The organism is Leclercia sp. LSNIH3, from assembly GCF_002935105.1.
GTDB lineage: Bacteria > Pseudomonadota > Gammaproteobacteria > Enterobacterales > Enterobacteriaceae > Enterobacter > Enterobacter adecarboxylatus.
This window is the reverse complement of sequence record NZ_CP026387.1, coordinates 1,879,938-1,905,291: the sequence shown is the minus strand read 5'-3', so window position 1 is coordinate 1,905,291 and position 25,354 is coordinate 1,879,938. Positions and strand designations below refer to the sequence as shown.

At 54.7% G+C, this 25,354-nt stretch carries 25 protein-coding genes, 1 tRNA gene and 2 pseudogenes; 14 read left to right on the top strand and 14 right to left on the bottom strand.

The features are described 5' to 3' along the window. Window positions 1–4: 4 nt before the first annotated feature. A complete protein-coding gene (locus tag C3F35_RS09230; protein ID WP_059308865.1) occupies window positions 5–763 on the bottom strand; it encodes an IclR family transcriptional regulator in 759 nt (252 codons plus the stop codon). Window positions 764–1,017: 254 nt separating this feature from the next. Between C3F35_RS09230 and C3F35_RS09225 the strand changes: the two genes are divergently transcribed. Then, entirely contained in the window at window positions 1,018–1,377 is a 360-nt protein-coding gene (locus C3F35_RS09225) for a hypothetical protein (protein ID WP_103793148.1), read from the top strand. Window positions 1,378–1,463: 86 nt separating this feature from the next. Here the strand turns inward: C3F35_RS09225 and argF are convergent, their stop codons facing one another. Together argF and argL are read right to left on the bottom strand one after the other, a co-directional pair. Next, window positions 1,464–2,468, bottom strand: a complete 1,005-nt coding sequence (gene argF / locus C3F35_RS09220; RefSeq protein WP_103793149.1) for an ornithine carbamoyltransferase — start codon at window positions 2,466–2,468, stop codon at window positions 1,464–1,466. Beyond that, window positions 2,438–2,743, bottom strand: coding sequence for a putative translational regulatory protein ArgL (gene argL, locus C3F35_RS27355; protein ID WP_371320495.1), 306 nt, complete (start codon window positions 2,741–2,743; stop codon window positions 2,438–2,440). The genes argF and argL overlap by 31 nt, the downstream gene beginning before the upstream one ends. Here argL and rraB point away from each other — a divergent pair. The 4 genes from rraB to C3F35_RS09200 all read left to right on the top strand — a co-directional run bounded on the left by rraB (window position 2,633) and on the right by C3F35_RS09200 (window position 4,920). After that, entirely contained in the window at window positions 2,633–3,058 is a 426-nt protein-coding gene (gene rraB / locus C3F35_RS09215) for a ribonuclease E inhibitor RraB (protein WP_032616269.1), read from the top strand. The two genes, argL and rraB, sit on opposite strands and share 111 nt — an antisense overlap. A 170-nt stretch (window positions 3,059–3,228) precedes the next feature. Beyond that, window positions 3,229–3,996 (top strand): tRNA isopentenyl-2-thiomethyl-A-37 hydroxylase MiaE, encoded by a 768-nt coding sequence (gene miaE, locus C3F35_RS09210; protein WP_103793150.1) that lies wholly within the window; start codon window positions 3,229–3,231, stop codon window positions 3,994–3,996. Window positions 3,997–4,050: 54 nt separating this feature from the next. Then, window positions 4,051–4,725 (top strand): topoisomerase II, encoded by a 675-nt coding sequence (locus C3F35_RS09205; protein WP_371320496.1) that lies wholly within the window; start codon window positions 4,051–4,053, stop codon window positions 4,723–4,725. Window positions 4,726–4,838: 113 nt separating this feature from the next. After that, window positions 4,839–4,920 (top strand) — tRNA-Leu (locus tag C3F35_RS09200). Window positions 4,921–5,403: 483 nt separating this feature from the next. Here C3F35_RS09200 and C3F35_RS09195 read toward each other — a convergent pair. Then, window positions 5,404–5,676 (bottom strand): hypothetical protein, encoded by a 273-nt coding sequence (locus C3F35_RS09195; RefSeq protein WP_077226571.1) that lies wholly within the window; start codon window positions 5,674–5,676, stop codon window positions 5,404–5,406. Continuing rightward, on the bottom strand, window positions 5,660–6,190 hold the full coding sequence (locus C3F35_RS09190; RefSeq protein ID WP_225321533.1) for a hypothetical protein: 531 nt from the start codon (window positions 6,188–6,190) through the stop codon (window positions 5,660–5,662). The genes C3F35_RS09195 and C3F35_RS09190 overlap by 17 nt, the downstream gene beginning before the upstream one ends. 174 nt (window positions 6,191–6,364) lie before the next feature. Here C3F35_RS09190 and C3F35_RS09180 point away from each other — a divergent pair. The 3 genes and pseudogenes from C3F35_RS09180 to C3F35_RS09165 all read left to right on the top strand — a co-directional run. Further along, window positions 6,365–7,053, top strand: a pseudogene (locus tag C3F35_RS09180) (IS3 family transposase); the annotation flags it as partial. Window positions 7,054–7,725: 672 nt separating this feature from the next. After that, window positions 7,726–9,234, top strand: a complete 1,509-nt coding sequence (gene ltrA / locus C3F35_RS09170; RefSeq protein ID WP_001189111.1) for a group II intron reverse transcriptase/maturase — start codon at window positions 7,726–7,728, stop codon at window positions 9,232–9,234. An 80-nt stretch (window positions 9,235–9,314) separates the two neighbouring features. Then, window positions 9,315–9,803 (top strand): annotated as a pseudogene (locus tag C3F35_RS09165) (IS3 family transposase); the annotation flags it as partial. Between the two features lie 5 nt (window positions 9,804–9,808). Here the strand turns inward: C3F35_RS09165 and C3F35_RS09160 are convergent. The 6 genes from C3F35_RS09160 to glaH form a co-directional block, all read right to left on the bottom strand. Beyond that, window positions 9,809–10,030, bottom strand: coding sequence for a SymE family type I addiction module toxin (locus C3F35_RS09160; RefSeq protein WP_103792635.1), 222 nt, complete (start codon window positions 10,028–10,030; stop codon window positions 9,809–9,811). Window positions 10,031–10,343: 313 nt separating this feature from the next. Next, on the bottom strand, window positions 10,344–11,027 hold the full coding sequence (gene csiR, locus C3F35_RS09155; RefSeq protein WP_103792636.1) for a DNA-binding transcriptional regulator CsiR: 684 nt from the start codon (window positions 11,025–11,027) through the stop codon (window positions 10,344–10,346). 45 nt (window positions 11,028–11,072) lie between these two features. Continuing rightward, complete coding sequence (gabT, locus tag C3F35_RS09150; RefSeq protein WP_103792637.1) at window positions 11,073–12,356, bottom strand: 4-aminobutyrate--2-oxoglutarate transaminase; 1,284 nt, start codon at window positions 12,354–12,356, stop codon at window positions 11,073–11,075. A 14-nt stretch (window positions 12,357–12,370) separates the two neighbouring features. After that, a complete protein-coding gene (gene gabD / locus C3F35_RS09145) occupies window positions 12,371–13,819 on the bottom strand; it encodes an NADP-dependent succinate-semialdehyde dehydrogenase (RefSeq protein WP_103792638.1) in 1,449 nt (482 codons plus the stop codon). Between the two features lie 23 nt (window positions 13,820–13,842). After that, a complete protein-coding gene (gene lhgO, locus C3F35_RS09140; protein ID WP_103792639.1) occupies window positions 13,843–15,108 on the bottom strand; it encodes an L-2-hydroxyglutarate oxidase in 1,266 nt (421 codons plus the stop codon). Window positions 15,109–15,119: 11 nt separating this feature from the next. Continuing rightward, window positions 15,120–16,097: a glutarate dioxygenase GlaH gene (glaH, locus tag C3F35_RS09135; protein WP_032616300.1), complete on the bottom strand. Its 978-nt coding sequence runs from the start codon at window positions 16,095–16,097 to the stop codon at window positions 15,120–15,122. A 351-nt stretch (window positions 16,098–16,448) separates the two neighbouring features. Between glaH and C3F35_RS09130 the strand changes: the two genes are divergently transcribed. Together C3F35_RS09130 and patD are read left to right on the top strand one after the other, a co-directional pair. Further along, window positions 16,449–17,930: an APC family permease gene (locus tag C3F35_RS09130; RefSeq protein WP_103792640.1), complete on the top strand. Its 1,482-nt coding sequence runs from the start codon at window positions 16,449–16,451 to the stop codon at window positions 17,928–17,930. 31 nt (window positions 17,931–17,961) lie between these two features. Next, window positions 17,962–19,386: an aminobutyraldehyde dehydrogenase gene (gene patD, locus C3F35_RS09125; protein WP_103792641.1), complete on the top strand. Its 1,425-nt coding sequence runs from the start codon at window positions 17,962–17,964 to the stop codon at window positions 19,384–19,386. A gap of 80 nt (window positions 19,387–19,466) precedes the next feature. Here patD and mcrC read toward each other — a convergent pair whose 3' ends face one another. Both mcrC and C3F35_RS09115 read right to left on the bottom strand, forming a co-directional pair. Then, window positions 19,467–20,570: a 5-methylcytosine-specific restriction endonuclease system specificity protein McrC gene (mcrC, locus tag C3F35_RS09120; RefSeq protein WP_103792642.1), complete on the bottom strand. Its 1,104-nt coding sequence runs from the start codon at window positions 20,568–20,570 to the stop codon at window positions 19,467–19,469. Continuing rightward, window positions 20,567–22,522: an AAA family ATPase gene (locus tag C3F35_RS09115; RefSeq protein ID WP_103792643.1), complete on the bottom strand. Its 1,956-nt coding sequence runs from the start codon at window positions 22,520–22,522 to the stop codon at window positions 20,567–20,569. Before C3F35_RS09115 ends, mcrC begins: the two co-directional genes overlap by 4 nt. Before the next feature lie 180 nt (window positions 22,523–22,702). Between C3F35_RS09115 and C3F35_RS09110 the strand changes: the two genes are divergently transcribed. The 4 genes from C3F35_RS09110 to C3F35_RS09095 all read left to right on the top strand — a co-directional run bounded on the left by C3F35_RS09110 (window position 22,703) and on the right by C3F35_RS09095 (window position 24,456). Next, a complete protein-coding gene (locus tag C3F35_RS09110) occupies window positions 22,703–22,987 on the top strand; it encodes a hypothetical protein (protein ID WP_032616303.1) in 285 nt (94 codons plus the stop codon). Window positions 22,988–22,998: 11 nt separating this feature from the next. Beyond that, window positions 22,999–23,391 (top strand): hypothetical protein, encoded by a 393-nt coding sequence (locus C3F35_RS09105; RefSeq protein WP_103792644.1) that lies wholly within the window; start codon window positions 22,999–23,001, stop codon window positions 23,389–23,391. A gap of 208 nt (window positions 23,392–23,599) precedes the next feature. After that, entirely contained in the window at window positions 23,600–24,025 is a 426-nt protein-coding gene (locus C3F35_RS09100) for a hypothetical protein (RefSeq protein ID WP_225321534.1), read from the top strand. A gap of 5 nt (window positions 24,026–24,030) precedes the next feature. Beyond that, a complete protein-coding gene (locus C3F35_RS09095; RefSeq protein ID WP_103792645.1) occupies window positions 24,031–24,456 on the top strand; it encodes a FosA8 family fosfomycin resistance glutathione transferase in 426 nt (141 codons plus the stop codon). 66 nt (window positions 24,457–24,522) lie between these two features. On the opposite strand, the gene C3F35_RS09090 is transcribed toward C3F35_RS09095, so the two are convergent. Beyond that, the gene (locus C3F35_RS09090; RefSeq protein ID WP_032616306.1) at window positions 24,523–25,344 is read right to left on the bottom strand and encodes an alpha/beta fold hydrolase; all 822 of its coding nucleotides are present in this window, start codon (window positions 25,342–25,344) and stop codon (window positions 24,523–24,525) included. Window positions 25,345–25,354: the final 10 nt, after the last annotated feature.

Sequence of the window (25,354 nt, the reverse complement as noted above, 5' to 3'; positions counted from 1 at the left end):
ACCTTCAGGCCGGGTAGCCCAGCGCGCGTGAGAGCTGGCGCCCGGCCTCCTGCAACTGCTCGCGAAAACGCGCCAGTTCATCGTCGTTAACGCGGGAGGTCAGGGTCGACAGGCTCAGGGCGGCAATCACGCGGGATTCATGGTTACGCACCGGCACCGAGACGCAGCGCACCCCCTGCTCGTTCTCTTCGCTGTCCAGGGCATAACCCTGCTCACGGGTCTGCGCCAGCGCGGCCAGCAGCGCCTCGCGCGAGGCCAGGGTCGCGGGCGTAAAGGTAGTGTACTCATATCCGTCGAGTAGCGTATTCAGCTCGGCGTCGCTCAGCCAGGCGATCAGCACTTTGCCGATGGCGGTGGCATGCACCGGCAGGCGACGGCCAATGCGCGAGTAGGCGATGGCAGCAAGCTTGCCTTCAATTTTCTCGATATAGACCCCTTCGCGCCCGTCCAGAATGCCCAGATGGGTGGTCTGCCCGGTGCGCTCCGACAGGTCCGTCAGCCAGTGCTTCGCTTTCTGGCGAATATCCATCGTACTCACCACAAAGTGGCCGCGTTCCACCAGCTTCATGCCAGGGCGGTATTTGCCGTTATCCGGGTTCTGATCGATATACCCATGCAGTTGCAGGGTTTTGAGAAGCGAATGGAGCGTGCTCTTACTCAGGCCCATCTGTTTACTGATGTCGGTGATTTTAAGTTCCGTCGCCTGTTCGTTAAACAGATCGAGGATCTGTAAGGCACGTTCAACAGATTGAATAATAGGCATAAGTTCGGCACATCCGCACGGGAATTAAGGCCAAAACGTACCCTGTTTACGCTGAAAAATCAATCGACCCGGGAGGCGGGCTTTTGTTCAGCCTAATATCCATGACGCAAAAATTTGACTTAAGTGATCGTTAAGGCTTATCGCCCTTGCCTGAAAGGATAGGCTGTACCTATTACCACATTTTCATTGTTCTCTTACACTCATTAAGCGTAAGGCTTTACGCATTTTGCATAGCTCGTTTAAAAGGTATTTGGATGACTGCTTCTAAAACTTGGATCGCTTTAGGTACGATTGCCAGTCCGGCTACTGGGACGTTATTTTCAAAGATTCTGACTCCGCATAATCATAAATATATTCTCTGGTATAACGGCGAGAAGCTTTTTAAGCCCGGCGATGAAATCCATGTTTGTCATAACCGTTTATTCGTTAATGACGAGCTACGCGATATTAATATTCTGCAAATAGACAAATACAGCCACACCCTGTGGCGCGTGATGCACAATATGTCCAGCTGCCCCGGTCATCGCGACCCGGAAAACAAGGAATGTGCTGCTCCGGTAAAATGTATTTTTAAGTGCTGCCCTTACGGCAAGGTGCGAGTATCGGCAAGTTAATCAACCGGTGAGCTTATATTATCCCGAGCGGATAAGATGAATAGCAGGAGGGCCGCAACCCTCCTGCATTTTAAAAATAATAGGGGTTATTCACCGAGGGTGGCGACCATCACCGCCTTAATGGTGTGCATGCGGTTTTCTGCCTGGTCAAATACCACGCTTGCCGCTGACTCAAACACCTCGTCCGTCACTTCCATCCCGCCGTGCAGATCGAACTCCTTCGCCATCTGCTTGCCCAGCGTGGTCTGGTCATCGTGGAACGCCGGCAGACAGTGCAGGAACTTCACATCCGGTTTACCCGTCAGCGCCATCATCTGGCTGTTCACCTGATAGCCACGCAGCAGCGCAATCCGCTCCGCCCACTTCTCTTTGGCTTCCCCCATCGACACCCACACGTCGGTGTAGATAAAGTCTGCGCCCTTCACGCCCGCCGCCACATCTTCGGTGAGGGTGATCTTGCCGCCATTCTTTTCTGCCAGCGCGCTGCACTCTGCCACCAGGCTCTCTTCCGGCCAGCAGGCTTTAGGTGCTACCAGGCGCAGATCCAGCCCGGTGAGCGCCGCCGCTTCCAGCATCGAGTTACCCATGTTGTTACGCGCATCGCCGGTATAAACCAGCACCATCTCGTTAAAGGCCTTGCCCGGGAGATGTTCCTGCATGGTAAGCAGGTCAGCTAACAGCTGGGTAGGGTGGAACTCGTTGGTCAGCCCGTTCCACACCGGCACGCCAGCAAACTCCGCCAGAGTTTCGACCACATCCTGGCCATATCCGCGATACTGAATGCCGTCATACATCCGGCCCAGCACGCGCGCGGTATCTTTAATTGATTCTTTATGCCCAATCTGGCTGCCGCTCGGCCCGAGATAAGTCACACGTGCGCCCTGGTCAAACGCGGCAACTTCGAAAGAGCATCTGGTGCGGGTAGAGTCTTTTTCGAAGATGAGCGCGATGTTTTTGCCAGTAAGCTTTTGTACTTCGGTACCTTTTTTCTTGTCGGATTTCAGCTGTGCTGACAGGGCAAGCAGAGAGGTGAGCTGTGCAGGGGTAAAATCGAGCAATTTCAGGAAGTGTTTTTTATACAGTTCAGACATTTTATCCTCACATGGCAAAGGCCACTTATTGAATTAAAATTCACTTTATATGTATCAATATTCACTTGCAACCCCGTATCATAAATCTTTCTTACAAAGGTGGAGGCAAACACATCCGTGTGTGAAAATAGAAGTATCTGCCGCACTTTAAAGAGGAACGAGCCATGGCAAACCCAGAACTGCTGGAAGAACAGCGCGAAGAGACGCGACTGATTATTGAAGAACTGCTGGAAGACGGCAGCGATCCGGATGCGCTGTACACCATCGAGCACCATTTCTCTGCGGATGATTTCGAAGCGCTGGAAAAACTGGCGGTTGAAGCGTTCCGTCTGGGTTACGAAGTGACCGAGCCAGAAGAGCTGGAAGTGGAAGAGGGCGACACCGTCATCTGCTGCGATATCCTGAGCGAAGGCGCGCTGAAGGCAGAGCTGATCGACGCCCAGGTTGAACAGCTGATGGACCTGGCCGAACGTTTTGAAGTGGAATACGACGGCTGGGGCACCTACTTCGAAGACCCGAACGGCGAAGAGGGTGACGAAGACGACGACGAAGATTTCGTTGATGAAGATGACGACGGCGTGCGTCACTGATTAATTTAATACACGGGACATTCGCGTTGCATCGAGGCGGCAACGGCGTGACTCCCCGGTCGCTTACATAAGTCAGTGACTGGGGTAAACAAAGGCAGCCAACGAAGAAGCAGCGTAAAGAGCGACGTGTATTTGCGGCAGCGGAAGCTGCCGCATCCAAAAGGTTAAAAATGGATTACCCGCAGATACTTGCCCCTGTTCTCAACTTCCTCCAGTGCCCGACCCCGCAAGCATGGATTGATAAAGCCCGCGACCCGGCTAACCTGCCGCTGCTGCTCACCGACCATATGGTGTGCGAACTCAAAGCCGCCCAGACCGCGCTATTATTGGTGCGTAAATACGTTGCCGACGAGAGCGGTGCCGACGCGCTGCTGGAGTGGCTCAAGCCCTACGAAGCCTTTACCTTCCGCGAAGGCCCGGAACCGGATTTTGTCGCCCTGCATAAGCAGATTGGCAAAAGCGTGATGCCGAAGACCGACGACCCCTGGGGCCAGGCGTTGATCGACAGCATGGTGCTGCTGATTAAAGAGGAGCTGCACCATTTCTGGCAGGTGCGGGAGGCGATGCTGATGCGTAACATTCCCTACGTCAAAATCACCGCCAGCCGCTACGCCAAAGGGATGCTCAAAGCCGTGCGCACCCACGAGCCGCTGACGCTGATCGACAAGCTGATTTGCGGAGCCTATATCGAAGCACGCTCCTGCGAACGCTTCGCCGCGCTGGCGCCGTTCCTCGACGAGGAGTTGCAGAAGTTTTACCTGTCGCTGCTGCGCTCTGAGGCGCGGCATTATCAGGACTATCTGCGCCTGGCGCAGCAGGTCAGCGATGACGACATCACCCCGCGCGTGAAGCTGTTTGGCGAGGTAGAGGCGGAGCTGATCTTATCCCCGGACAGCGAGTTCCGCTTTCATAGCGGGGTGCCGGTTAACATGACATAAGGACAGGGAACGATGAAAAAGGGTTTACGTATCGCCATTGCCGTGGTGCTGGGTATGGTGGCGGCAGGCTGGATTTACCGCGACAAAGCGCCCAACACCGAACAACAGCTCGACACCGCGCTCAGCAGCATGCCGGTGTGGCAGGTGATTAAAGAGCAGGAACCCGAGTTCCGCAAAAAGGTGCAGGATGAAATGCTGGCCCTGCAAAAAGCGGGCAAAAACGAGCAGCAGATTATCGACACCGTGCAGCCGAAGATTTTGCACTTGCAGATGGCGCGCCTGCAAAACGCCCCGGACGCCAACGTGGTCGAGTATATGAAGATCAACATGGAGCAGACCGCCGCCATGCAGAAGGTGAGCGATGACAACTGCTACCGCTTCCTCTACCCGGAGGTGAAGGGCGGCGTCAACCCGATGCGTCTGCTGGATAAAGATCTGATGCAGCGCCGCATGCAGGCCGATGTCGACATGATGCGTGCCGCCGTTGGGCCGGACAAACATACCGTGACCCCGCAGGAGATTCAGCAGGCTGAAACCGATGTGGTGCCGATTATCCAGAAGCTGACCGGGAAGTACGGCGACGATATCGAGCTGCTGCAGATGCCGCAAAAAGGGAAGGGCAAAGAGAAGCAGAGCTGCGATCTGGTGCAGGATCTGTGGAACAACGTGCTGGCCCTGCCAGAGCCGAACGCCGCCGGGCTGATACGTTATGCGGTGTCGGATCTGTAACGGCGGTTGGGTTACGCTGGTTTTTTGGACACTTAGCTGCGGAACTGCACGTCGCCGCTTGCATGGCGGCGTGCGACAGGTATAATCCACAACGTTTCCGCATCCCCTTCAGTGCCGAAGTGGCGAAATCGGTAGACGCAGTTGATTCAAAATCAACCGTAGAAATACGTGCCGGTTCGAGTCCGGCCTTCGGCATTCAGTACTTTATTTTCTTTTAAATCAATGAGTTGGTGTGTAAAACTCGTCTCATTGACCAGTAGAAAATATCAATTCTTCATCACGTACAAAAGCCACTGTGTTTGTTAATGGCTTTGGTATGTTAGCACGCAGTGGCAAGTAGTTATCAGGTTCAACCTTGTATCGTTATTCCCTTTGAAGCCGAAAGACGTGCCGCAGACTCTAAATCCTATACCAGAACAGATTGATCACACGCATTCACGCCCGATGTGCGGCCTTACGAGCTACGTAAACAGTAACGTAACTACAAACGACATGTAGACTCTATCAGCGTTTCAGCCACGCTCTCGCAAGGTTACACGGTTATCCTGATAAGGTGTGATTGCTCTGACAGTCGGATGAAGTCGCTACGCTCCGCTTGTTGCTGTATTACTAACGGGGCTTTATGACTTCTATTTTATAAAATGAGGGAAAAGGCTGAATCTCTCCAGCCTTTAACGGTCATCTCACTTTCTTGAAGATGAGTAAGATCAGAGGGACACCGATTACGAAACCGTAAATTGCCGCATCAAAAACACCGTTTGTAGCCTGAGCAAGCGAATCAACAGCTTGGTAATACTCTTTTAATGGAACAGGGTTTGAGATAAGAGTCTGATTTTCAGAGAAAACCGCGAATGCTTGCGAGGCTACAAACAGTCCGAGAAAGTAACCCAGGCTGACAATGCAAATTCCTCCCCATCGGAGAATGGTTTTAGTCCTATTCGTCAACTTCATAAGATCCACCTAATACACCGCCAAAAGTACCGCTGGAATACTGTGATAATGAATCGCCAGTAGCAGCTGCTTCGGCTGCAATGTGCTGAACTTTTCCCTTTGGCGACTCTTGGTATCGCGGTAAATAGTCCTTGTTGGGATACATTTTTTTAAACTCGCCTGTCATTTCAACAACTGTCATTGATGAGAAGTCAGAACTTTTCGATCCAAGATAACGCTGCAATGAGACAGGAATTGTGAAATCTTCTTCGGATTCGATAGAAATTTGCGTCGTAGTCGATGTGTAGTTGTGTTCGAATACCGTTGAACCAGCAAACTTAATCCCTTCAACAGAGTGAGTGGTACAGTTATTTCCTGTTACGTCGTACTCATCAATTGTGCGGCCTCTGCGTCGGGTTGTTTCTTTCATTTCCGATGTGCGAATCGCTGGTTCACCCTTGTTCCAAAGATCTTCAAAGAACTGCCTCGTTTTCGTCGGGTCAGCATCATCTATTCGAAATGCTCTTGCGCCCATTCGGTACAGCTCTGCTCTATAGTAAACCCTCGCATCTTCATCTTGTAGAAAGTTTAAAATTCCATCTCCAGTTAAATTCCCTGGGCCTGTTCTGCCGTAGCGTGAAGTGGTTTACTGAATTTGGCCACCTGAACAGAGGTGATATGCTCACCTCAGAACAACACAGGTGCTCCAATGAAAAGAAGAAATTTCAGTCCTGAATTCAAACGCGAATCCGCTCAACTGGTACTTGACCAGAACTACACCGTTGCAGACGCAGCCAGCGCTATGGATGTCGGCCTTTCCACAATGACGCGATGGGTGAAGCAGTTGCGTGATGAGCGACAGGGAAAAACACCAAAAGCCTCCCCCATTACCCCGGAACAAATTGAAATCCGTGAGCTCAGGAAAAAACTACAACGTATTGAAATGGAAAATGAAATATTAAAAAAGGCTACCGCGCTCTTGATGTCAGACTCCCTGAACAGTTCTCGATAATCGGGAAACTCAGGGCGCGTTATCCTGTAGCCACTCTCTGCCATGTGTTCGGGGTTCATCGTAGCAGCTACAAATACTGGAAAAACCGTCCTGAAAAACCAGACGGCAGACGAACAGTATTACGAAGCCAGGTGCTTGAGTTGCATAGCATCAGCCACGGTTCGGCCGGGGCCAGGAGCATCGCCACCATGGCGACCCAGAGAGGCTATCAGATGGGGCGCTGGCTTGCTGGCAGGCTCATGAAAGAACTGGGACTGGTCAGTTGCCAGCAACCCACTCACCGCTATAAACGTGGCGGTCATGAGCACGTTGCTATCCCAAATCATCTTGAGCGACAGTTCGCCGTAACAGAGCCAAACCAGGTGTGGTGCGGTGATGTGACCTATAGTGTGCCCGGAGTTCAGGGCGGGCATGGATGCTTAAATGAACCGCGAGTCTGTCTGGAATATTGAACCGGTAACTCACGATGAGAAACCCAACAATCCCACCGGGTGTGACGGTGGAGAACCTGAGCGGCAGTGACCTGCGGCATGCCCGCAGGGTGATGTAACCCGCTGACAACGGGGATTGAGGCGAGATCACTAAGCCGAGATGATCCTCAAGGTTAAGTACTGAAAGGCTGAAGAACATGAACCCGTTAATCCGCCTCTGTGGGTTGAAAACGTCACCACGGCCTACGTGATCTGACAGGCCGTGCAGGAGGAACTGGCAGTGATACGTAAGCACTGCCGGTCGAAGGTGTTTTGACATGTATGCGAAACACCGGGGCAGCAGCGTCTATCACGCTTGCGTTGCTGACTTCTGCCAACTTGCGGCAAGCAAGGATAAAGAGTGCGACGGGCAGCCTCCTCAGTATGCCTGAGTCCAGGCAGGTAAACCGGGGAAGGTCAGCGACGGATGTTAAGGGGGCATGGCTCCGATGACGCGCTGGCTGGCGGAGCTTCCGTAGTAGTCCGCGATGGGGAAAGCCCATTACATGGCGAAGGGAAGCAGTTTGAATGTGTTTGCGACGTGAATTAACTGACCTAACGAGGTGAAGACCTTTGATAATCAGCGAAATGCAACGCAAGCTTGCCACATGGGCAGCCACCGATCCGTCCCTACGGATTCAACGGCTGCTGCGTCTGATAACACAACCAGAATGGCTGGCTGAAGCGGCGCGGATCACGCTTTCATCAAAGGGGGCCCATACCCCCGGCGTTGATGGCGTGAACAAAACAATGCTACAGGCCAGACTGGCTGTTGAGCTGCAAATCCTCAGGGATGAATTACTCTCAGGCCACTACCAGCCCTTGCCCGCCAGACGGGTTTACATCCCTAAAAGCAACGGCAAACTGCGACCACTGGGTATCCCCGCGTTGCGGGATCGTATTGTTCAGCGGGCCATGCTGATGGCGATGGAGCCGATATGGGAGAGTGATTTTCATACGCTCTCATATGGCTTCCGGCCTGAGCGCAGTGTCCACCACGCGATCCGCACGGTGAAATTACAGCTCACAGACTGTGGTGAAACCCGGGGACGCTGGGTGATTGAAGGCGACCTGTCCAGTTACTTCGACACCGTACATCATCGACTGCTGATGAAGGCTGTACGCCGCAGGATCAGTGACGCACGTTTCATGACTCTGCTGTGGAAAACCATCAAGGCGGGACATATCGATGTCGGTCTCTTTCGGGCGGCCAGTGAAGGTGTACCACAGGGCGGTGTTATATCGCCGCTATTATCGAACATCATGCTGAATGAGTTCGATCAATACCTGCATGAGCGCTACCTGAGCGGGAAAGCCAGAAAAGATCGGTGGTACTGGAATAACAGTATCCAACGGGGCCGAAGTACGGCGGTCAGAGAAAACTGGCAGTGGAAACCCGCGGTGGCGTACTGCCGCTATGCCGATGATTTTGTCCTCATCGTCAAAGGCACCAAAGCACAGGCGGAAGCCATCAGGGAGGAGTGTCGGGGTGTGCTCGAAGGCAGTCTGAAACTCAGGCTGAACATGGATAAGACTAAAATCACCCATGTTAATGACGGCTTTATCTTTCTGGGGCACAGGATCATTCGCAAACGCAGTCGTTATGGCGAGATGCGAGTGGTCTCAACGATCCCGCAGGAGAAAGCCAGAAACTTCGCCGCATCGCTGACAGCACTGTTATCAGGCAACTACAGTGAAAGCAAAGTCGATATGGCTGAACAACTCAACCGAAAACTGAAAGGCTGGGCCATGTTCTATCAGTTCGTTGATTTTAAGGCCAAAGTCTTCAGTTATATCGACCGTGTCGTGTTCTGGAAGCTGGCTCACTGGCTGGCCCGCAAATACCGTACAGGTATCGCTTCCCTGATGAGGTGGTGGTGTAAATCACCGAAACCGGGTCAGAGCAAAACGTGGGTTTTATTTGGTAAAACCAATCACGGCAAGCTCAGCGGCGAAATACTGTACCGGTTGGTGGGGCAAGGCAAGAAGCTGTTCCGCTGGCGGCTACCCGAAGGTAATCCCTATCTGAGGACGGAGACCAGAAACACGTATACATCGCGCTTTACAGAAGTGGCAATGGCGTTCGCCAGCATTTAAATGGAGAGCCGGATGCGCTGAAAGGTGCACGTCCGGTTCGGGGAGGAGAGGCAGGGAAATAGTCCGACTACGCCCTGCCTCTTACTCTACTCTGGACAGGTAAGCGCTGGGCGTACCTTGCCGTTGTTCTCGACCTGTTCGCAAGGAAACCAGTGGGCTGGGCAATGTCGTTCTCACCAGACAGCAGACTCACCATGAAAGCGCTGGAAATGGCATGGGAAACGCGCGGCAAGCCAGCCGGAGTGATGTTCCACAGCGATCAGGGCAGTCATTATACGAGCAGGCAGTATCGGCAGTTGCTGTGGCGATATCGGATCAAGCAGAGTATGAGCCGGCGTGGAAACTGCTGGGATAATAGCCCAATGGAACGCTTCTTCCGGAGCCTGAAGAATGAGTGGGTACCGGTGACGGGTTACATAAACTTCAGCGATGCAGCTCACGCAATAACGGACTATATCGTTGGATATTACAGCACGCTCAGGCCGCATGAATATAACGGTGGCTTACCCCCAAACGAATCGGAAAGCCGATACTGGAAAAACTCTAACGTGGTGGCCAGTTTTAGTTGACCACTTCACTGTCGGGATGTCAGGATCATGCAGCCCTTCATCACCTTCACATCCACTTTCGTTCCGGTGCTGAACCCGGCTTCATTGAGCCACAGGCCTTTCATGATGAACGCAGGAATGCGAGTGTAATCTCCAAACCGCGTCGCATAACTCACGGTAAATACGCGGTCGGTAGATTCAAATACTTCTGGTTGCAGTGATTCTGCAATACAATCGACATTAGTCATGGTTACTATTCTCTTTCAATAGTGATTGTGATGAGCGATACGGGCATGTTGGCGCATGCCCGTATTGCGTTAAATAACACCTGTAAATCTACCCAGTAGATAAAAATAAGTCCAGATTAATATAAAACGTAATAAGCGCGTTTAGAGCGCTTTTAAAATATTAATAACGTTAAATACATAATAATTTTTTTAATTAATTTATATGGCTTAACTGCAATCAGGGATATTCAAGGTTTCGTAATAAATATGCAGACATTGCACCTTAAAACAGGCACTAAATGAATAGTGCCTGTTTTAAGGTGTATTTTCCTCTTCAGGTCGCCAGGCCCACCCCCATCGCCCCCCTTATAATCGGAATCGGCGTCAATAAATGCTGATACATCAGCTCCCCCGCCTTATCCGCATCCCGCGCCAGCACGGCATCCAGCAGCCGCTGGTGCTCTCCATGCTTCTCCTCTAACATCGCCACCGACAGCACCGTCTTTCTCAACCACACATACCGATACCGCGCCGCCAGATCGAACAATCGTTCCCGCATCTGCAACAAATACCGCGACCCACACCCGGCCACAATCGCCGTATGAAATGCCTGATGGCGCTGGTCCCACTCGTCCAGCATCATCTCGCTGGCGTCGCGGGATTCCAGCTTGTTCAGCAGATGCATCCGGGCGAGGAGGTCGGCTTCCCACTCTTCACCGCCGCGTTCGATGGCGAGGCGGACCAGCATCGCCTCCATATTGGCGCGGGCATCAAAGATGTCGAGCAGCTCCTGTTCGGACATCGGGGCCACCCGGTAGCCTTTCTGGTTAATGACCGTGACCAGCCCCTCGGCAACCAGCTGCGACAGCGCTTCGCGCAGCGGGCCGACGCCCAGCTCATACCGGGAGGTCAGCAGGCTCATCCGCAGCTTCTCATCCGGGTGATACACGCCGCGGATAATATCGTTCTTCAGCCAGCGGTAGCCGTCGATGGCCGTCGCCTGGGAAATAATGGTCATGGTCGTGCTCCTTGAATACGGCCCGGCTTGCACCGGGCGTAAAGATTATTCCTGCTTCGCCTCGTCAAAACATGCGGCGATAATCGCCAGCCCCTGCCGGAGCTGTTCTTCCTCAACGGTGAGCGGCACCAGGATGCGCAGCACGTTGTGATACGGGCCGCAGGAGAGCAGGATCAGCCCTTTATCCCGCGCACGCGCCACAATCTGCGCCGTCAGGGCGGCGTCCGGCTTATGGTGGTCGCCCGCTTCAAACAGTTCGATGGCGATCATCGCCCCCAGGCCGCGAACGTCGCCGATCTCAGGATGTTTTTCAGCGATAGCCAGCAGGCCTTCGCGCAGGGTATTGCCCAGTTTATTGGCTTTGCCCAGCAGATCTTCCTGCTCGAACACCTTCATCACCGCCAGCGCGGCGGCACAGGCGATAGGGCTACCGGCGTACGTGCCGCCCAGCCCGCCCGGGGCGATGGCATCCATCACTTCGGCACGTCCGGTGACGCCCGCCAGCGGGAAGCCGCCAGCAATGGATTTAGCGAAGGTGGTGATATCCGCCGCCACGCCCATCTGCTCCATGGCGAAGAAGGTGCCGGTGCGGCCCGCGCCGCTCTGCACTTCATCGGCGATCAGCATGATGCCGTGCTCGTCGCACAGGTCGCGCAGGCGCTGCATAAAGGCCGGGGAGGTGGCGTAGAACCCGCCTTCACCCTGGACAGGTTCAATCACGATAGCGGCGATATCTTCCGGCGCGGCATCGTTCTTGAAGATGCGATGGATGCTGGCGATGGCGTCGTCATCGCTGATGCCGTGCAGGGCGCACGGATACAACGCGCGATAGACGTGGCCCGGCATCAGCCCCATGCCTGCTGAGTAAGGGTTCACTTTCCCGGTCAGGGAGAGGGTGTAGTGGGTGCGGCCATGATAGGCCCCGGTAAAGGCGATGGTGCCGTTGCGCTTCGTCGCCGCGCGGGCAATCTTCACCGCGTTCTCGACGGCTTCGGAGCCGGTGGTCACCAGCAGGGTCTTTTTCGGGAAATCCCCCGGCACTTTCTGGTTCAGAGTTTCGCAAAGCTCCAGATAGGGTTCATAGGCCAGCACCTGGAAGCAGGTGTGCGACAGCTTTTTCAGCTGCTCTTCCACGGCGCTCACCACGTCAGGGTGGAGATGCCCGGTGTTCAGCACCGCAATTCCCCCGGCGAAATCAAGATATTCACGGCCTTCGACATCCCACACCCGGCAGTTCTCGGCGCGGGCGGCAAAGATAGGGTGGATTTGCCCTACACCACGGGGTACGGCATTGCTACGACGCTGCATTAACTCTTTGTTGGTGCTCATTGGATGCTCCTGAATTAAAGGCCGATGCACATATATTTGATTTCTAAGTAATCTTCGATACCGTATTTAGAACCTTCCCGACCCAGGCCAGAGGCTTTAATGCCGCCGAACGGGGCCACTTCATTAGAAATAATGCCGGTGTTGATCCCGACGATGCCGTACTCCAGCGCCTCGCCCACGCGGAACACGCGGCTCAGGTCGCGGGCATAGAAATAGGCCGCGAGGCCAAACTCGGTATCGTTGGCCATGGCGATAACGTCGGCTTCATCGTTGAAACGGAACAGCGGTGCCAGCGGGCCAAACGTCTCCTCTTTTGCCACTTTCGCATCACCGGGTACATCTACCAGAATAGTCGGCTGGAAGAAGTTGCCGCCTAATTTATGCAGGGACCCGCCGGTCACCACGCGGGCGCCTTTCGCCACGGCGTCGGCAATGTGTTCTTCCACTTTATCAACCGCCTTGCTGTCGATCAGCGGCCCGATGGTCACGCCCTGGGTCAGGCCGTCGCCGATCTGCATCTTATCCACCGTCTGCTGGAGTTTTTCGGCAAAACGGTCGTAAACGCCGTCCTGCACGTACAGACGGTTGGCGCAGACGCAGGTCTGCCCGGCGTTGCGGAACTTCGAGGCCAGCGCCCCTTCCACGGCTTTATCAAGGTCGGCATCGTCAAAGACGATAAAGGGCGCGTTGCCCCCCAGCTCCAGCGACACTTTTTTGATGTCTTTCGCGCACTGGGCCATCAGCTGGCGGCCAATCTCAGTCGAGCCGGTAAAGGAGAGCTTGCGCACCAGCGGGTTACTGGTCAGTTCGTTGCCGATATCGGACGCCGAACCGGTGACGACGTTAAACACCCCGGCGGGGATCCCGGCCCGGCTCGCCAGTTCCGCCAGCGCCAGCGCGGAGTAGGGCGTCTGGCTGGCGGGTTTGAGCACCATGGTGCAGCCTGCCGCCAGGGCTGGCCCGGCCTTGCGGGTGATCATCGCCGCCGGGAAGTTCCACGGGGTGATGGCCGCCGTCACGCCGATCGGCTGCTTAATCACAATCAAACGCTTATCTGCCTGATGGCCCGGAATGGTGTCGCCGTAGACCCGTTTCCCCTCTTCGGCGAACCACTCTATAAAGGAGGCGGCATAGCTGATCTCGCCTTTGGCTTCCGCCAGCGGTTTGCCCTGCTCAAGGGTCATCAGCCGGGCCAGATCGTCCTGGTTAGCCATCATCAAGTCGAACCAGCGGCGCAGAATGGTGGCGCGCTCTTTGGCCGTGAGCGCTCGCCAGGCGGGCAGGGCGCGGTTCGCGGCCTCAATCGCTTCGCGGGTCTCGTCGGTGCCCATTTTTGGCACGCTGCCCAGGGTCTGGCCGTTCGCCGGGTTGGTCACGGCGAGGGTGTCACCGCTGTGGGCGTCGCACCACTCACCATCTATATAAGCCTGCTGGCGGAATAAGCTGGGATCGTTGAGTTGCATGATGGCTTCCTGTCTCAGAATGATTAACGGGTAAACGCGGCATGTAATGTCTCCACACCAGGGCTCTGCAATGACCGCCCGGGGTTGTGCTGACTGGCAATCAAGGTCTGAACCTTGCTCACAATATGCGCGCCAATCGGGATTGCCGAGGTCGCAGCCGGTGAGGGGGCATTACAGGTATGGATGGTGCGCGGCGTGGTGACAAATAAAAAATCGTCGATCAGCTTACCGTCTGGCGAAACTGCTTGCGCCCTCACACCTGCAGGCCAGGGATGCAGATCCTTCACCGTCAGGCTCGGGCAATACTTTTGCACCTGTTTCAAATAGCCGCTTTTGCACAGCGAGTTTTTCATCTCGCCCAAGCCCGATCGCAAATTGTTCTGCAGCACCCGGCGAATCCCGGACGAGCCCATAATTTCCAGCATATCGGATAAGGAGAAATCGCCCTTGCGGTAGCCCTCGCGCTTAAAGGCCAGCACCGCGTTTGGCCCCACCGTGACGCTGCCGTCGATCATGCGGGTGAGATGCACGCCCAGAAACGGCATGGCCGGATCCGGGATCGGGTAGATAAGGTGGTTGACGATCTGATTGTGCTCCGGCGCCAGGCGGAAATACTCCCCGCGGAACGGGCAGATGATAAAGCCGGGGTCGATGCCGAGCATCTTCACCAGTCGGTCGGCCATCAGCCCGGAGCAGCTGATTAAGGTGCTGGCTTCAAACTCGCGTCCGTCATGGGTGTGGATCACCACGCCGTCGGCATGTTCCTTCAGGGCGCAGACTTCGGCGCGATACACCACTTCCCCGCCTTTGGCCTGGAAGCGTTTTGCCATTGCCGCCGCCACCTCGCGATAGCTGACGATCCCGCTGGAGGGAACAAAAATCCCGCCCAGCCCGGTGATATTAGGCTCGCGCTCGCGCAGTTCCGCGCCGCTCAACCACTCGCGCTCGATGCCGTTGGCGGCGGTGCGATCCCACAGGGCCTGCATCCGCACCATCTCCAGCGCCGAGGTGGCAACCAGCATCTTGCCGCAGGTGTCGTAGCGGATGTTGTTCTCATCGCAGAAGGCTTTGGTCGCCCGATTGCCCGCCAGGCAGAACTGCGCCTTCAGGCTGCCGGGGGTGTAGTAAACCCCGGCATGGATCACCCCGCTGTTGTGCCCGGTCTGGTGGCAGGCGGGGCCAGCCTCCTTCTCCAGCAGCGCGATGCGGGCGTCCGGGTAGCATTCAATCAGCTGCATGGCGGTCGACATACCGATAATGCCGCCGCCGATAATCACGAAATCATACATCCGCTCAATTCCTACTGATGGGTCTGATAGTGGCGGGTGGCGTAGCTGATATAGCCGCGCTGGCGCATCAACTCCCGGCGCAGATCCGGGTGCGGGGTAAAGCGATCCCGGCCATGCAGCCAGAACATATTGTTAATCAGCAGGAATTTACCCACCGGTACGGGAATGGAGACGATGCTTTTGCTGCTCTCCAGCGCGTCAGAAAGTTCGCTCAGCCAGACGCCCTCTTCAAAATCTTTCGGCTGGACGAACTGGTCGATATAGCGCATCACCGGGCGGCCCTGCTGGTCGACGTCAAACACCGGGTGGAACACATCGGCCGCCACGTTTTTGCTCGGCGGTGCCGTCCAGCGCAGCGGGCGGCGGGCGAGGGGATGACTAAAGAATTTATCCAGCGCTTCCCAGTCGTCGAGGTGCAGCAGCAGAGAGTTGCCGCCCTGCATATTCTGCTCATCGATTTTCATCATCAACACGTAGTCGGTCACTTCATCAACAAAAGTGCCGTCGTTGTGCAGCTCCAGCACGCGGTGGGGCTGGCGCAGGTAGCTGTCTGAGTTATCGACATTTTTCACCGTAAAGCGGGCGTAGTACTGGCCGCTCATGGCGTCATAGTTGGAGCGGCCGATGAGGTGCGCGACGGCGGTGGCGATCTTCACCATCTCGTCGGCCTGGGTGACGTTATCCACCCCCTCGGCAGAAATCAGCATCGCGCCCTGGTCACGGCTGAGCAAGGTGTTCAGCAGCAGCGGCTGAAGCTGGTTGCCGCACAGGTCATCGAGGATCTTCGCCACCCGAAAACGCAGAAACGATTTGTACTCCAGGGCCTGAATGGGCCACTGCTCTACCTCCCGCAGGAACTGCTGCGTCACCTCTGCGGAGAACGTCAGTTCCAGCAGACGCGGAGATTGCACGGATGTCGCGATGCTAAAACCGGAGATGGTGCGGGCTAACGCCTCGTCGGGCTGTTGTACGGCGGTAAGTGCATTCATCGAATCAATCCTCTCAGAAAGTATTCAGGAGACAGGGCTGTGCATTTCGTAGCCATAAATTAAAAATATCTACATTCTGGCGAAATGGGCCTGGCCTGGCGTGAATGTTTGGATTTTGTGATGGATGCGAGAAAAACAGGCGAAATGACGGGAAAATGCGCCACCAGGCGGCGAACGGGCTGAGGCAAGGTGATCGCCCTCACGGAAAAGGCGGGTTTTCCTTAACAAAAACGTGACATATCCATACAAAACTTAACAAATCGTGGCGGGGGTGCTGTACGGCGTTGTGAGGCTCTTCTATACCTTGATTCGTGTTACCTGCGACTCAACCTCAACACAGAGAATAAACGTATGGAACAGACTTCTGGCAAGAAAAGTGAAGCAATTCATAGTGATACTACACAGCATTTCAACCGCTCCATCGGCCTTATCTCTAACTTTTCGCTTGGGTTCACCTACCTCTCGCCGCTGACGGCGGTCTACTCCCTGTTTGCGCTGGCGGTGACGCTGGCAGGACCGCCAGCGATCTGGTGGATCCCGATCGTGGCCTGCGGGCAGCTGCTGGTGGCGCTGGTGTTTGGCGAAGTGGCATCGCAGTACCCGATTACCGGCGGTTTATACCCGTGGGCGCGCCGCCTGTGGGGGCGTAAATATGCGTGGATCGCCGCCTGGATCTACCTGTGGGCGCTGGTGGTGACCATCACCTCGGTGGCGGAATACACCGCGACCTTCGTAGGGTCGCTGTTCGGCTTTGACATCTCGGCGGGCAATATGCTGATCACCTCGGTGGTCCTGCTCCTGATGATGATGGCGATAAACATGTCGGGCACCAAAAACCTCGCCCGGGTCGCCAGGATTGGCTTCTGGTGTGAAATCGTCAGCGTGATTGCGCTTGGGATCTACCTGCTGCTGTTCCATCGCGCGCAGCCTTTCTCGGTGGTCTTCGACTCGATGGGCGTTATCGCCAAAGACGGCAGCTATCAGCCAGCCTTTATGGCGGCGGCGCTGATCGGCCTGTTTATGTTCTTCGGCTTTGAAGCCTGCGGCAACGTGGCGGAAGAGGTCAAAAACCCGAGTAAAAAGATCCCGGTGGCGATGATCCTGAGCATCGTGTTTGGCGCGATCTCGGCGATCATCTCGATCCTCGGCTACCTGCTGGCCTCGCCAAATCTGATGAATATTGTTAACGGCCAGATCGCCGATCCCATCCCGGCGATCCTTAACGAAGCTCTCGGCGAGACCGGCGCCACGGTGTTTATCATCATCGCGGTGATCGCCATGCTGTCGTGCATTCTGTCCCTGCAGGCCGCGTTAAGCCGCCTGATCTTCTCCTTCTCCCGCGACCAGATGCTACCGGGTAGCGCCTGGATGTCGAAGCTGTCGAAAAACAGCGTCCCGGATAACGCAATGATCGTCAGCTGCCTGCTGCCGGTGCTCATCTGCGTGTGGGTCTACTTCCAGCCGGACAACCTGGCGCGCATCACCGCCTTTGCGGTTATCGGCATCTACATTTCGTTCCAGATGGTGGTCCTGGCGGCGCTGCGTCAGCGTCTGAAAGGCTGGAAACCGGCCGGGGAGTGGAGCGTGGGCGGCTGGGGAATGCTGGTCAACATCCTGGCGCTGGCCTATGGCTTGTGTGGGATCTGGCTGCTGGCACAACCGGCTGAAAGCAGCGACTTTATGGACCGCTGGACGGTACTGGTGGGGCTGGCGGTGGTGGTGATCTCTGGCCTGGTGTACATGGTGCTGGCCCGTCCGTTCGGGCGCTCAAATGCGCCAGAAAACGACGCGATCGAGCATGCAAAACGGCTAAACGCAGGACAACCTCTGTAATTTCCCGAACATAAAAACAATGGAGTCGGCTATGCAACACAACTTATTGATCAATGGCGAACTGATTGCCGGTTCAGGTGAGAAGCAGCCCGTCTATAACCCGGCCACCGGCGAGGTGCTGCTGGAGATTGCCGAAGCCAGCCCGGAGCAGGTGGATGCCGCGGTACAGGCCGCCGATCGCGCCTTCCGGCAGTGGGGGCAGACCACGCCCAAAGCCCGTGCCGAGTGTCTCCTGAAGCTGGCGGACGTCATCGAACAGAACGCCAACACCTTCGCCAGACTGGAGTCGCTGAACTGCGGCAAACCGCTGCACTGCGTGCTGAACGATGAAATCCCGGCCATTGTCGATGTGTTCCGCTTCTTTGCGGGGGCCACCCGCTGCCTGAACGGCCTCGCCGCCGGGGAGTACATGGAAGGGCACACCTCCATGATCCGTCGCGATCCGGTGGGCGTGGTGGCCTCCATCGCCCCGTGGAACTACCCGCTGATGATGGCGGCGTGGAAGCTCGGTCCGGCGCTGGCGGCGGGGAACTGCGTGGTGCTTAAGCCGTCAGAGATCACCCCGCTCACTGCCCTGAAGCTGGCCGAGCTGGCCAAAGATATCTTCCCGGCCGGGGTGATCAACGTCCTGTTTGGCCGGGGTAAAACCGTCGGCGACCCGCTGACCGGCCACGATAAAGTGCGCATGGTGTCGCTGACGGGTTCCATCGCCACAGGCGAGCATATTCTGGGCCATACCGCGTCCTCGATTAAGCGCACCCATATGGAGCTGGGCGGCAAAGCGCCGGTCATCGTCTTTAACGACGCCGACATCGATGCGGTGGTGGAGGGCGTGCGCACCTTTGGTTTTTACAATGCCGGACAGGACTGCACCGCGGCCTGTCGTATCTATGCGCAAAAAGAGGTCTATAACACGCTGGTGGAAAAACTGGGCGTCGCTGTGGCCAGCCTGAAAATGGGCGCCCCGGAGGATGAAACCACCGAGCTGGGGCCAGTCAGCTCTGCCGCTCATCTGGCCCGCGTCAGCGAGGCGGTGGACCGCGCAAAAGCCCTGCCGCACATCCACGTGGTCACCGGCGGTAACGTGGCGGGCGGCAGCGGGTACTATTTCCAGCCGACCCTGCTGGCTGGGGCGAAGCAGGAGGATGAGATCATCCAGCGCGAAGTCTTCGGCCCGGTGGTCAGCGTCAGCCTGTTCGACGACGAAGAGCAGGTGCTGGAGTGGGCCAATGACTCACAGTACGGCCTGGCCTCATCGGTCTGGACCAAAGATGTGGGCCGCGCGCACCGCATGAGCGCCCGCCTGCAATACGGCTGCACCTGGGTGAACACGCACTTTATGCTGGTAAGCGAAATGCCGCACGGCGGCCAGAAGCTGTCCGGCTACGGCAAGGATATGTCGATGTACGGACTGGAGGATTACACCGTGGTAAGGCATGTGATGGTGAAGCACTAACGGCACTGCCCGGCGGCGCTTCGCTTGCATGGCCTGCGGTTTAACAGGCCGGGGAAGCGCAGCGCCACCGGGCGTAAATGTCATGACTGCGCGCAACCACTAACCAAATCCAGTAATTGGTTTTTTATCGATTGTGCATCTGCCGCCATATCAACTGTCGCAAAATGAATCTTATGTCCTTGCGTGACGATAAATTCATTCAGCATATACCCAACGGCAGGGTGCAACAGCATGCCTGAAGCGTTAAGGGATAACGGATCGTCATTGTTCTCCTGAGTGCGCAGATAGGTATACAGCTGATAAATATAGCCACTGCGCAACGTGGTATCTCGGTGCCAGCCCTTCGTAAGGATCGCATTAAATTTGGTATCAACAATGATGCGTTTCTTATTAACCCTGTGTTCAAGAACGATATCTGACTTCATCGTCGGGAAGATATCAGCACTCCCAGCACTTTGATCGCTCAATGCCCATTTCAGCTCTTTTCCGGCCGCGACATGCCAGATGTCTTTTTCAAGATGGACCCGATAAAAGCCCGCGATACCTTTCTCAAATAACTTTCTCATCCAGGCCTCGTTATTTGAAGGGGAGGGTAAAAGGTGGTGACCCTGATCCTCGGTGGGTAACAGCAACTGATAGGCCAGCTGCGCGGCATCCACCATCGGTTTATCGGCCGCGTCATGGCGACCAAAGCGCGTCACCGAGGGCAGTTCGCGGTTGTCAGGGTACTCACCGTTTATACCTTCCCGACGCAACGCCATTGCCGCAAAGCGGCAATCTGCGGCCAGTGCAGGTTTGGTGATGAGCGGGGTGAGCCGTTCTAACGCACAGCGAACGTAGCGATTTCGTGGCGTATCGAGGGTCATCTCCTGGAACTGACAGGCAACCCGGCCGCGATCTAATAGCTGATGGCTGGCCGTATGCAGAATATCAATGCGTCCTCGAACCCGATTCAGAGAGGCATGCCGGGTTTGATAGCCCATGCTTAAATTACGGCGGCGGCGCAGCGCAATTTCATGTAGAAGGATCTTCGCCACCAGATCGGGGATTTCATCTGGGTTATCTTCCACAGCTACATTGCGTCGCCCAAGTTCCCGAAACAAGTCGGAAGCGTATAGCATCAGTAGCCAGAGATTGCGCACGGGAATGCGTGCCGTCTTATGTTGCTCGCTCTCGGAAGTCATTGTGCTAATAACACTTTTCTAGCGTCGTTAACTTTTTTCGGGGCATCGAACCAGTATTCGGCGAGTAAAGGGCAAATCTCCGTCTCGACGACTTGTTCATACCAGGCTACGGCTTCGCCAATCTTCTGGCCGGTTGCCGGGGTAACATAGCTGTGTCCGATACAGAATTGCGGTCCCAGAGTGACATCATTCGCCAGCATTTCATTCACTGTCGTCAGTCGTGATTCGATTAAGGTTAAGACGTCCAGCTCGACGGCAAACTTTTGGTTCACCCAGCTTTTCCACGCCTCGTTAAATACGGGCTTCAGGTCGATAAACGCAAAACGGCGACGCAAGGCTAAGTCGAGGAGTGCCAGAGAACGGTCGGCAATGTTCATGGTGCCGATGATATATAAATTCTCGGGAATATAGATTTTCTCATCCGGATCCGTGCGATAGGAGAGTTCCAGCGCCTCATTCGGAGTGCGTTTATCGGCTTCCATCAGGGTGAGAGTTTCGCCGAAAATTTGTGCCGGATTACCGCGATTGATCTCCTCAATAATCACTACATATTTTGCAGCAGGGTTATTAAGCGCTTTATTGATGGCATTAACGAATGGCCCATCGATCAGTTCCAGCCGTCCCTCTTTCCCCGGGCGCCAGCCGCGAATAAAATCTTCATAAGAGAGATTTGGATGGAACTGAACCGCGCTGATCCGCTCAGGGGCTTGCTCACCCATCAAACAGTATGCCAGACGGCGTGCTAGCCAGGTTTTACCCGTGCCGGGAGGGCCTTGCAGGATCAGGTTTTTCTTGTCTTTAAGTCGTTGGAGGGTGAGCTTAATTTTATCTTCATCAAGGAAGCAGCCCTCGTCGAGCAGATTGCTGATGAAGTAAGGTTTATGAGCATTTTTCGCTGGTGGCGCACTCTCTTCGACCGATTCTTCAGTAACGCTCTGTACTTCGCTTTTATCAAAGTTCAGGTATTCATAGTTACCGGCATTGAGGAACCTTAACTCATCATCCTTACGCAATATCTGCAGGTAATAATAGATTGAATTTTCAACCGTATTGTTATTCGGATGATCTGCTTTAATTTCGTCCAGGTAGTTTTCTTTCAGTTCCTGAGAAGTGAAATAAGGACTCTCTTTTTGCAGGCATAAGGCCTTAATTTTATTCAGCAGATAAACTTTCCATGTTCGATTTTCCACCTCATCTTTTGACTGGGCGACATCTGTATTCCACGCTGTCAGCGAGAGTTCTGGAAAACTATGGACAGGGAAGTTTGGCTGGGTAAAAGCCTGTTTGAGAGCCTGCATAAGACTTAGGTAGCTTTGCCCGCTGCAGCGGCCTTTCACACCATTTTTCAGGATTTTAATGTTCAGGACTTTCTGGATGTAATATTGCGACTGGCTATCTAAGGTGGGGTAAAACCACGGACGGATCCAGTACAGCCCCATGGTCAGGTTCCAACCGACATTGTGTACGTTTGAAGTGACATCATAAACTATAGAAAAAGCGCCAGGGTCGACATCCGGATCATCCGCGAATCTGATTGCCTGGGTAAACATCTCCCAGAGAAACTCAATGTCATTGTCGGTGCGGGTCTTCTCGTAAGCAAAAAACCAGGATTTTTGGTTGTTGAGCAGAGGGATGCCATCAAAAGAATCGGGTACAGGTTCGTTCACACCCAGTAGGTCCGCCAGCCTGGCGGCAATCACTTTGCGATTCGCATCTGTAAGGCTGCGATTGAACAATCCCATCGTTGTAAACGGGCAAATGTCTTTTAACGGATGAGGTTCGCCCTGAGCAGGTTTGTCCTGCAGGTGTGACATCCCGCCAACGTCAGCGGCAATCCGATGGATACCTTCGACTAGCTCCTCTCTACGATTTCGCCAGGTCAGTAATTTGCTGGCAAAAGCCTGATAAAAAGTTGCCCACGCAAATCTGGTATCGTGTTCAGCCGCGTTCATATTCTCTCCAGTAAAATTTTTCGGTATTTATCATTCTGTTGTCGGAATTTTACGGGATCTTAGGACGCAATGCCTAACTACCCAAAACAGGGATCACATAAGGGATATATGCATTCTATATGGACCATTTCCCCGTCCCTCTATATACTTTGCATATAGCGTTAAAGAAGAGAGGTTATCATGCCCACCCCAACACGCACTGCGCCTAAAAAATTCCTTTTCCAGCTCCGTTCTGTTGATAACGAATTTGGTGTCAGCGAAGACACCTTTGCCCGGCTAATGGCGGAGTTGTCCCTGAACCAGACCGAGTTAGTCCACAAGGCGTTACGCAACCTTGCTAAAGAGGTGCTGCCCTCATACGAACAGGACGATGGCCCGTTGACCGACGCACAACATAAAGCGATCAGAAAAGTGTCAGGCCTCGATATTTCAGAGGACGATCTGGACTCTCCATTATTCAAATAAGCAGGATGCTTATGGCTAATAATTACAACCCGTTACCCGCAATCGGTGACATTATCTGGTGTAAATTTCCTCAACATGAGGATCTGGGCCATCCGGGGCCGAAAGCGCGTCCCGGACTGATTCTGAACTTCTTCCCGGAGCTGCATGCCGTCCTGATTGTCTATGGAACCTCACGGACGGACCACGTCTATCAGGGCGAGTTTGTCATCGACGATCAGCTGGATACGGCAGGGTTAAGCTGGCCGACAAAGTTTGACCTTAATCGCCTGCAAAAATTGCCTTTTAATACCGAGTGGTTTGCGGTGGCACCAGGCGTGGAGATCGCTACGCCGTTGCCGAAAATGGGCGTCATCCCGCCGATATTTATTCCCGTTATGCGTGCCGCCTGGGCTAAAAGAAGGTAGCAGTCGTTGCCCGGCAGCGCTGCGCTTGCATGGCCTGCGGTTTAACAGGCCGAGTAAGCGCAGCGCCACCCGGTTTAAAGGGTGACGGAGTATCGGGCTAAAATCCTAATAACATGCGGTTATATAGACAGCGATGGAAAAGAGTCCATACCATCAGGCCAGTCATTTTAAAAAATATAAATTCTGAGTTCACAATAAGATATCAGGGATGATGTTTATTTTTATGAGATCTCTCACTGCTATATTTATCGCCGCATTAATCCTGTGCGGAACATTTATCTACATCACCGCATCTAACATAAACGAGATGACGGTTTACAAAGAAACCGACCGCTACCGTTATTACACTCTCACCTATAATGAAATTCAAAACGCGCCGAGAATTTCCCAACATTACTACTTTGAATCTCATCCTGGCGACGGATATCCCCCTTCGAATGACATTATTTTTAAAGACACGACTAATGCTGAGCCGCTTCGTGTCTACCTCATCAATTTAGGGTATATCAAAGAAAGGCGAAGAAAGCGTGGAATGGAAGTGTGGTGCCAGCCCAAAAAAGAGTGCAGGGATCGCTTCTATTTATACGTTGATAAACATGCTAAAGAAGTGAGGCTAACCTCTATCCAGGACTGAACCTCATGCTTAACGCCCTTAACCATCTGACCCTTGCCGTCAGCAACTTGCCTGCCAGCATCGCATTCTGGCGCGATCTTCTCGGCCTGCGCCTGCACGCCGAATGGCACACCGGAGCTTACCTTACCTGCGGCGATCTCTGGCTCTGCCTCTCTTATGACGAGACGCGACAATTCATTCCGCCGCAGAACAGCGATTACACCCACTACGCCTTCTCTGTTGAACCGGAACAATTCGAGGCCGTCGCGCAAAAGCTGCAAGACGCTGGCGTAACGGTCTGGAAAGAGAACAAAAGCGAAGGGGCGTCGTTCTATTTTCTCGACCCGGACGGGCACAAACTGGAACTGCATGTGGGCGATCTTGCCGCGCGTCTGGCCGCGTGTCGGGAGAAGCCTTACGCGGGAATGGTTTTTACGTCAGATGAAGCGTAACGGGAGGCGGGGGCCGACAAAGGAAAAGTAGGCCGGGTAAGCGCAGCGCCACCCGGCATTCAACCCTTACAGCGACTTCACAAACGTCAGCAGGTCTTCGTTCAGCTGGTCCTGATGGGTCAGCGCAAAGCCGTGCGGCGCATTGTCATACACTTTCAGTTCCGCGTTGCCGATCAACTCTGCCGCCACTTTACCGGTGGTTTCGAACGGCACGATCTGGTCGTTGCTGCCGTGGATCACCAGCGTCGGCACATCAACTTTCGCCATATCCGGGCGGAAGTCGGTTTCGGCAAAGGCGGTTACGCAGTCGAGGGTGCCTTTCAGCGATGCCAGCAGGGCGATGTTCAGGGTCTGGGTCAGCGCGCCTTCGGAAACCGTCTGCCCGGCATTGGTGCCGTAGAACGGCGTAGCGAAATCACTGATGAACTGTGCGCGATCTTTCAGCAGCCCGTCGCGAATACCCGCGAAGACCGACTGATCCACACCCTGCGGGTAGGAGTCAGACTTACCGAAGATCGGTGTTACCGCACCCAGCAGCGCCAGGCCAGCCACGCGATCGGTGCCGTAGGTGCCGATATAACGGCTCACGTCGCCGCCGCCCATCGAGAAGCCCACCAGCGTCACGTCGCGCAGATCCAGCGCGGTGATCAGGTCATTGATGTCAGAGGCAAAGGTATCGTAGTCATAGCCATTCCACGGCTGATCCGAACGGCCAAAGCCGCGGCGGTCGAAGGCGATAGCGCGGAAACCGCGTTCGGCCAGATAGTTGAGCTGGCTGTCCCACATGTCGGCATCCAGCGGCCAGCCGTGGCTGAACAGAACCGGTTTACCTGCACCCCAGTCTTTGTAGTAAATCTGCGTGCCATCTTTCGCTTTAATCGTCGCCATAGTGTCTTCC

Coding starts and splice junctions, on each gene's coding strand:
- C3F35_RS09230 (WP_059308865.1), bottom strand. CDS start 763: ATGCCTATTATTCAATCTGTTGAACGTGCCTTACAGATCCTCGATCTG.
- C3F35_RS09225 (WP_103793148.1), top strand. CDS start 1,018: ATGACTGCTTCTAAAACTTGGATCGCTTTAGGTACGATTGCCAGTCCG.
- argF (WP_103793149.1), bottom strand. CDS start 2,468: ATGTCTGAACTGTATAAAAAACACTTCCTGAAATTGCTCGATTTTACC.
- rraB (WP_032616269.1), top strand. CDS start 2,633: ATGGCAAACCCAGAACTGCTGGAAGAACAGCGCGAAGAGACGCGACTG.
- argL (WP_371320495.1), bottom strand. CDS start 2,743: ATGGTGCTCGATGGTGTACAGCGCATCCGGATCGCTGCCGTCTTCCAG.
- miaE (WP_103793150.1), top strand. CDS start 3,229: ATGGATTACCCGCAGATACTTGCCCCTGTTCTCAACTTCCTCCAGTGC.
- C3F35_RS09205 (WP_371320496.1), top strand. CDS start 4,051: ATGGTGGCGGCAGGCTGGATTTACCGCGACAAAGCGCCCAACACCGAA.
- C3F35_RS09195 (WP_077226571.1), bottom strand. CDS start 5,676: ATGAAGTTGACGAATAGGACTAAAACCATTCTCCGATGGGGAGGAATT.
- C3F35_RS09190 (WP_225321533.1), bottom strand. CDS start 6,190: ATGGGCGCAAGAGCATTTCGAATAGATGATGCTGACCCGACGAAAACG.
- ltrA (WP_001189111.1), top strand. CDS start 7,726: ATGCAACGCAAGCTTGCCACATGGGCAGCCACCGATCCGTCCCTACGG.
- C3F35_RS09160 (WP_103792635.1), bottom strand. CDS start 10,030: ATGACTAATGTCGATTGTATTGCAGAATCACTGCAACCAGAAGTATTT.
- csiR (WP_103792636.1), bottom strand. CDS start 11,027: ATGACCATTATTTCCCAGGCGACGGCCATCGACGGCTACCGCTGGCTG.
- gabT (WP_103792637.1), bottom strand. CDS start 12,356: ATGAGCACCAACAAAGAGTTAATGCAGCGTCGTAGCAATGCCGTACCC.
- gabD (WP_103792638.1), bottom strand. CDS start 13,819: ATGCAACTCAACGATCCCAGCTTATTCCGCCAGCAGGCTTATATAGAT.
- lhgO (WP_103792639.1), bottom strand. CDS start 15,108: ATGTATGATTTCGTGATTATCGGCGGCGGCATTATCGGTATGTCGACC.
- glaH (WP_032616300.1), bottom strand. CDS start 16,097: ATGAATGCACTTACCGCCGTACAACAGCCCGACGAGGCGTTAGCCCGC.
- C3F35_RS09130 (WP_103792640.1), top strand. CDS start 16,449: ATGGAACAGACTTCTGGCAAGAAAAGTGAAGCAATTCATAGTGATACT.
- patD (WP_103792641.1), top strand. CDS start 17,962: ATGCAACACAACTTATTGATCAATGGCGAACTGATTGCCGGTTCAGGT.
- mcrC (WP_103792642.1), bottom strand. CDS start 20,570: ATGACTTCCGAGAGCGAGCAACATAAGACGGCACGCATTCCCGTGCGC.
- C3F35_RS09115 (WP_103792643.1), bottom strand. CDS start 22,522: ATGAACGCGGCTGAACACGATACCAGATTTGCGTGGGCAACTTTTTAT.
- C3F35_RS09110 (WP_032616303.1), top strand. CDS start 22,703: ATGCCCACCCCAACACGCACTGCGCCTAAAAAATTCCTTTTCCAGCTC.
- C3F35_RS09105 (WP_103792644.1), top strand. CDS start 22,999: ATGGCTAATAATTACAACCCGTTACCCGCAATCGGTGACATTATCTGG.
- C3F35_RS09100 (WP_225321534.1), top strand. CDS start 23,600: ATGATGTTTATTTTTATGAGATCTCTCACTGCTATATTTATCGCCGCA.
- C3F35_RS09095 (WP_103792645.1), top strand. CDS start 24,031: ATGCTTAACGCCCTTAACCATCTGACCCTTGCCGTCAGCAACTTGCCT.
- C3F35_RS09090 (WP_032616306.1), bottom strand. CDS start 25,344: ATGGCGACGATTAAAGCGAAAGATGGCACGCAGATTTACTACAAAGAC.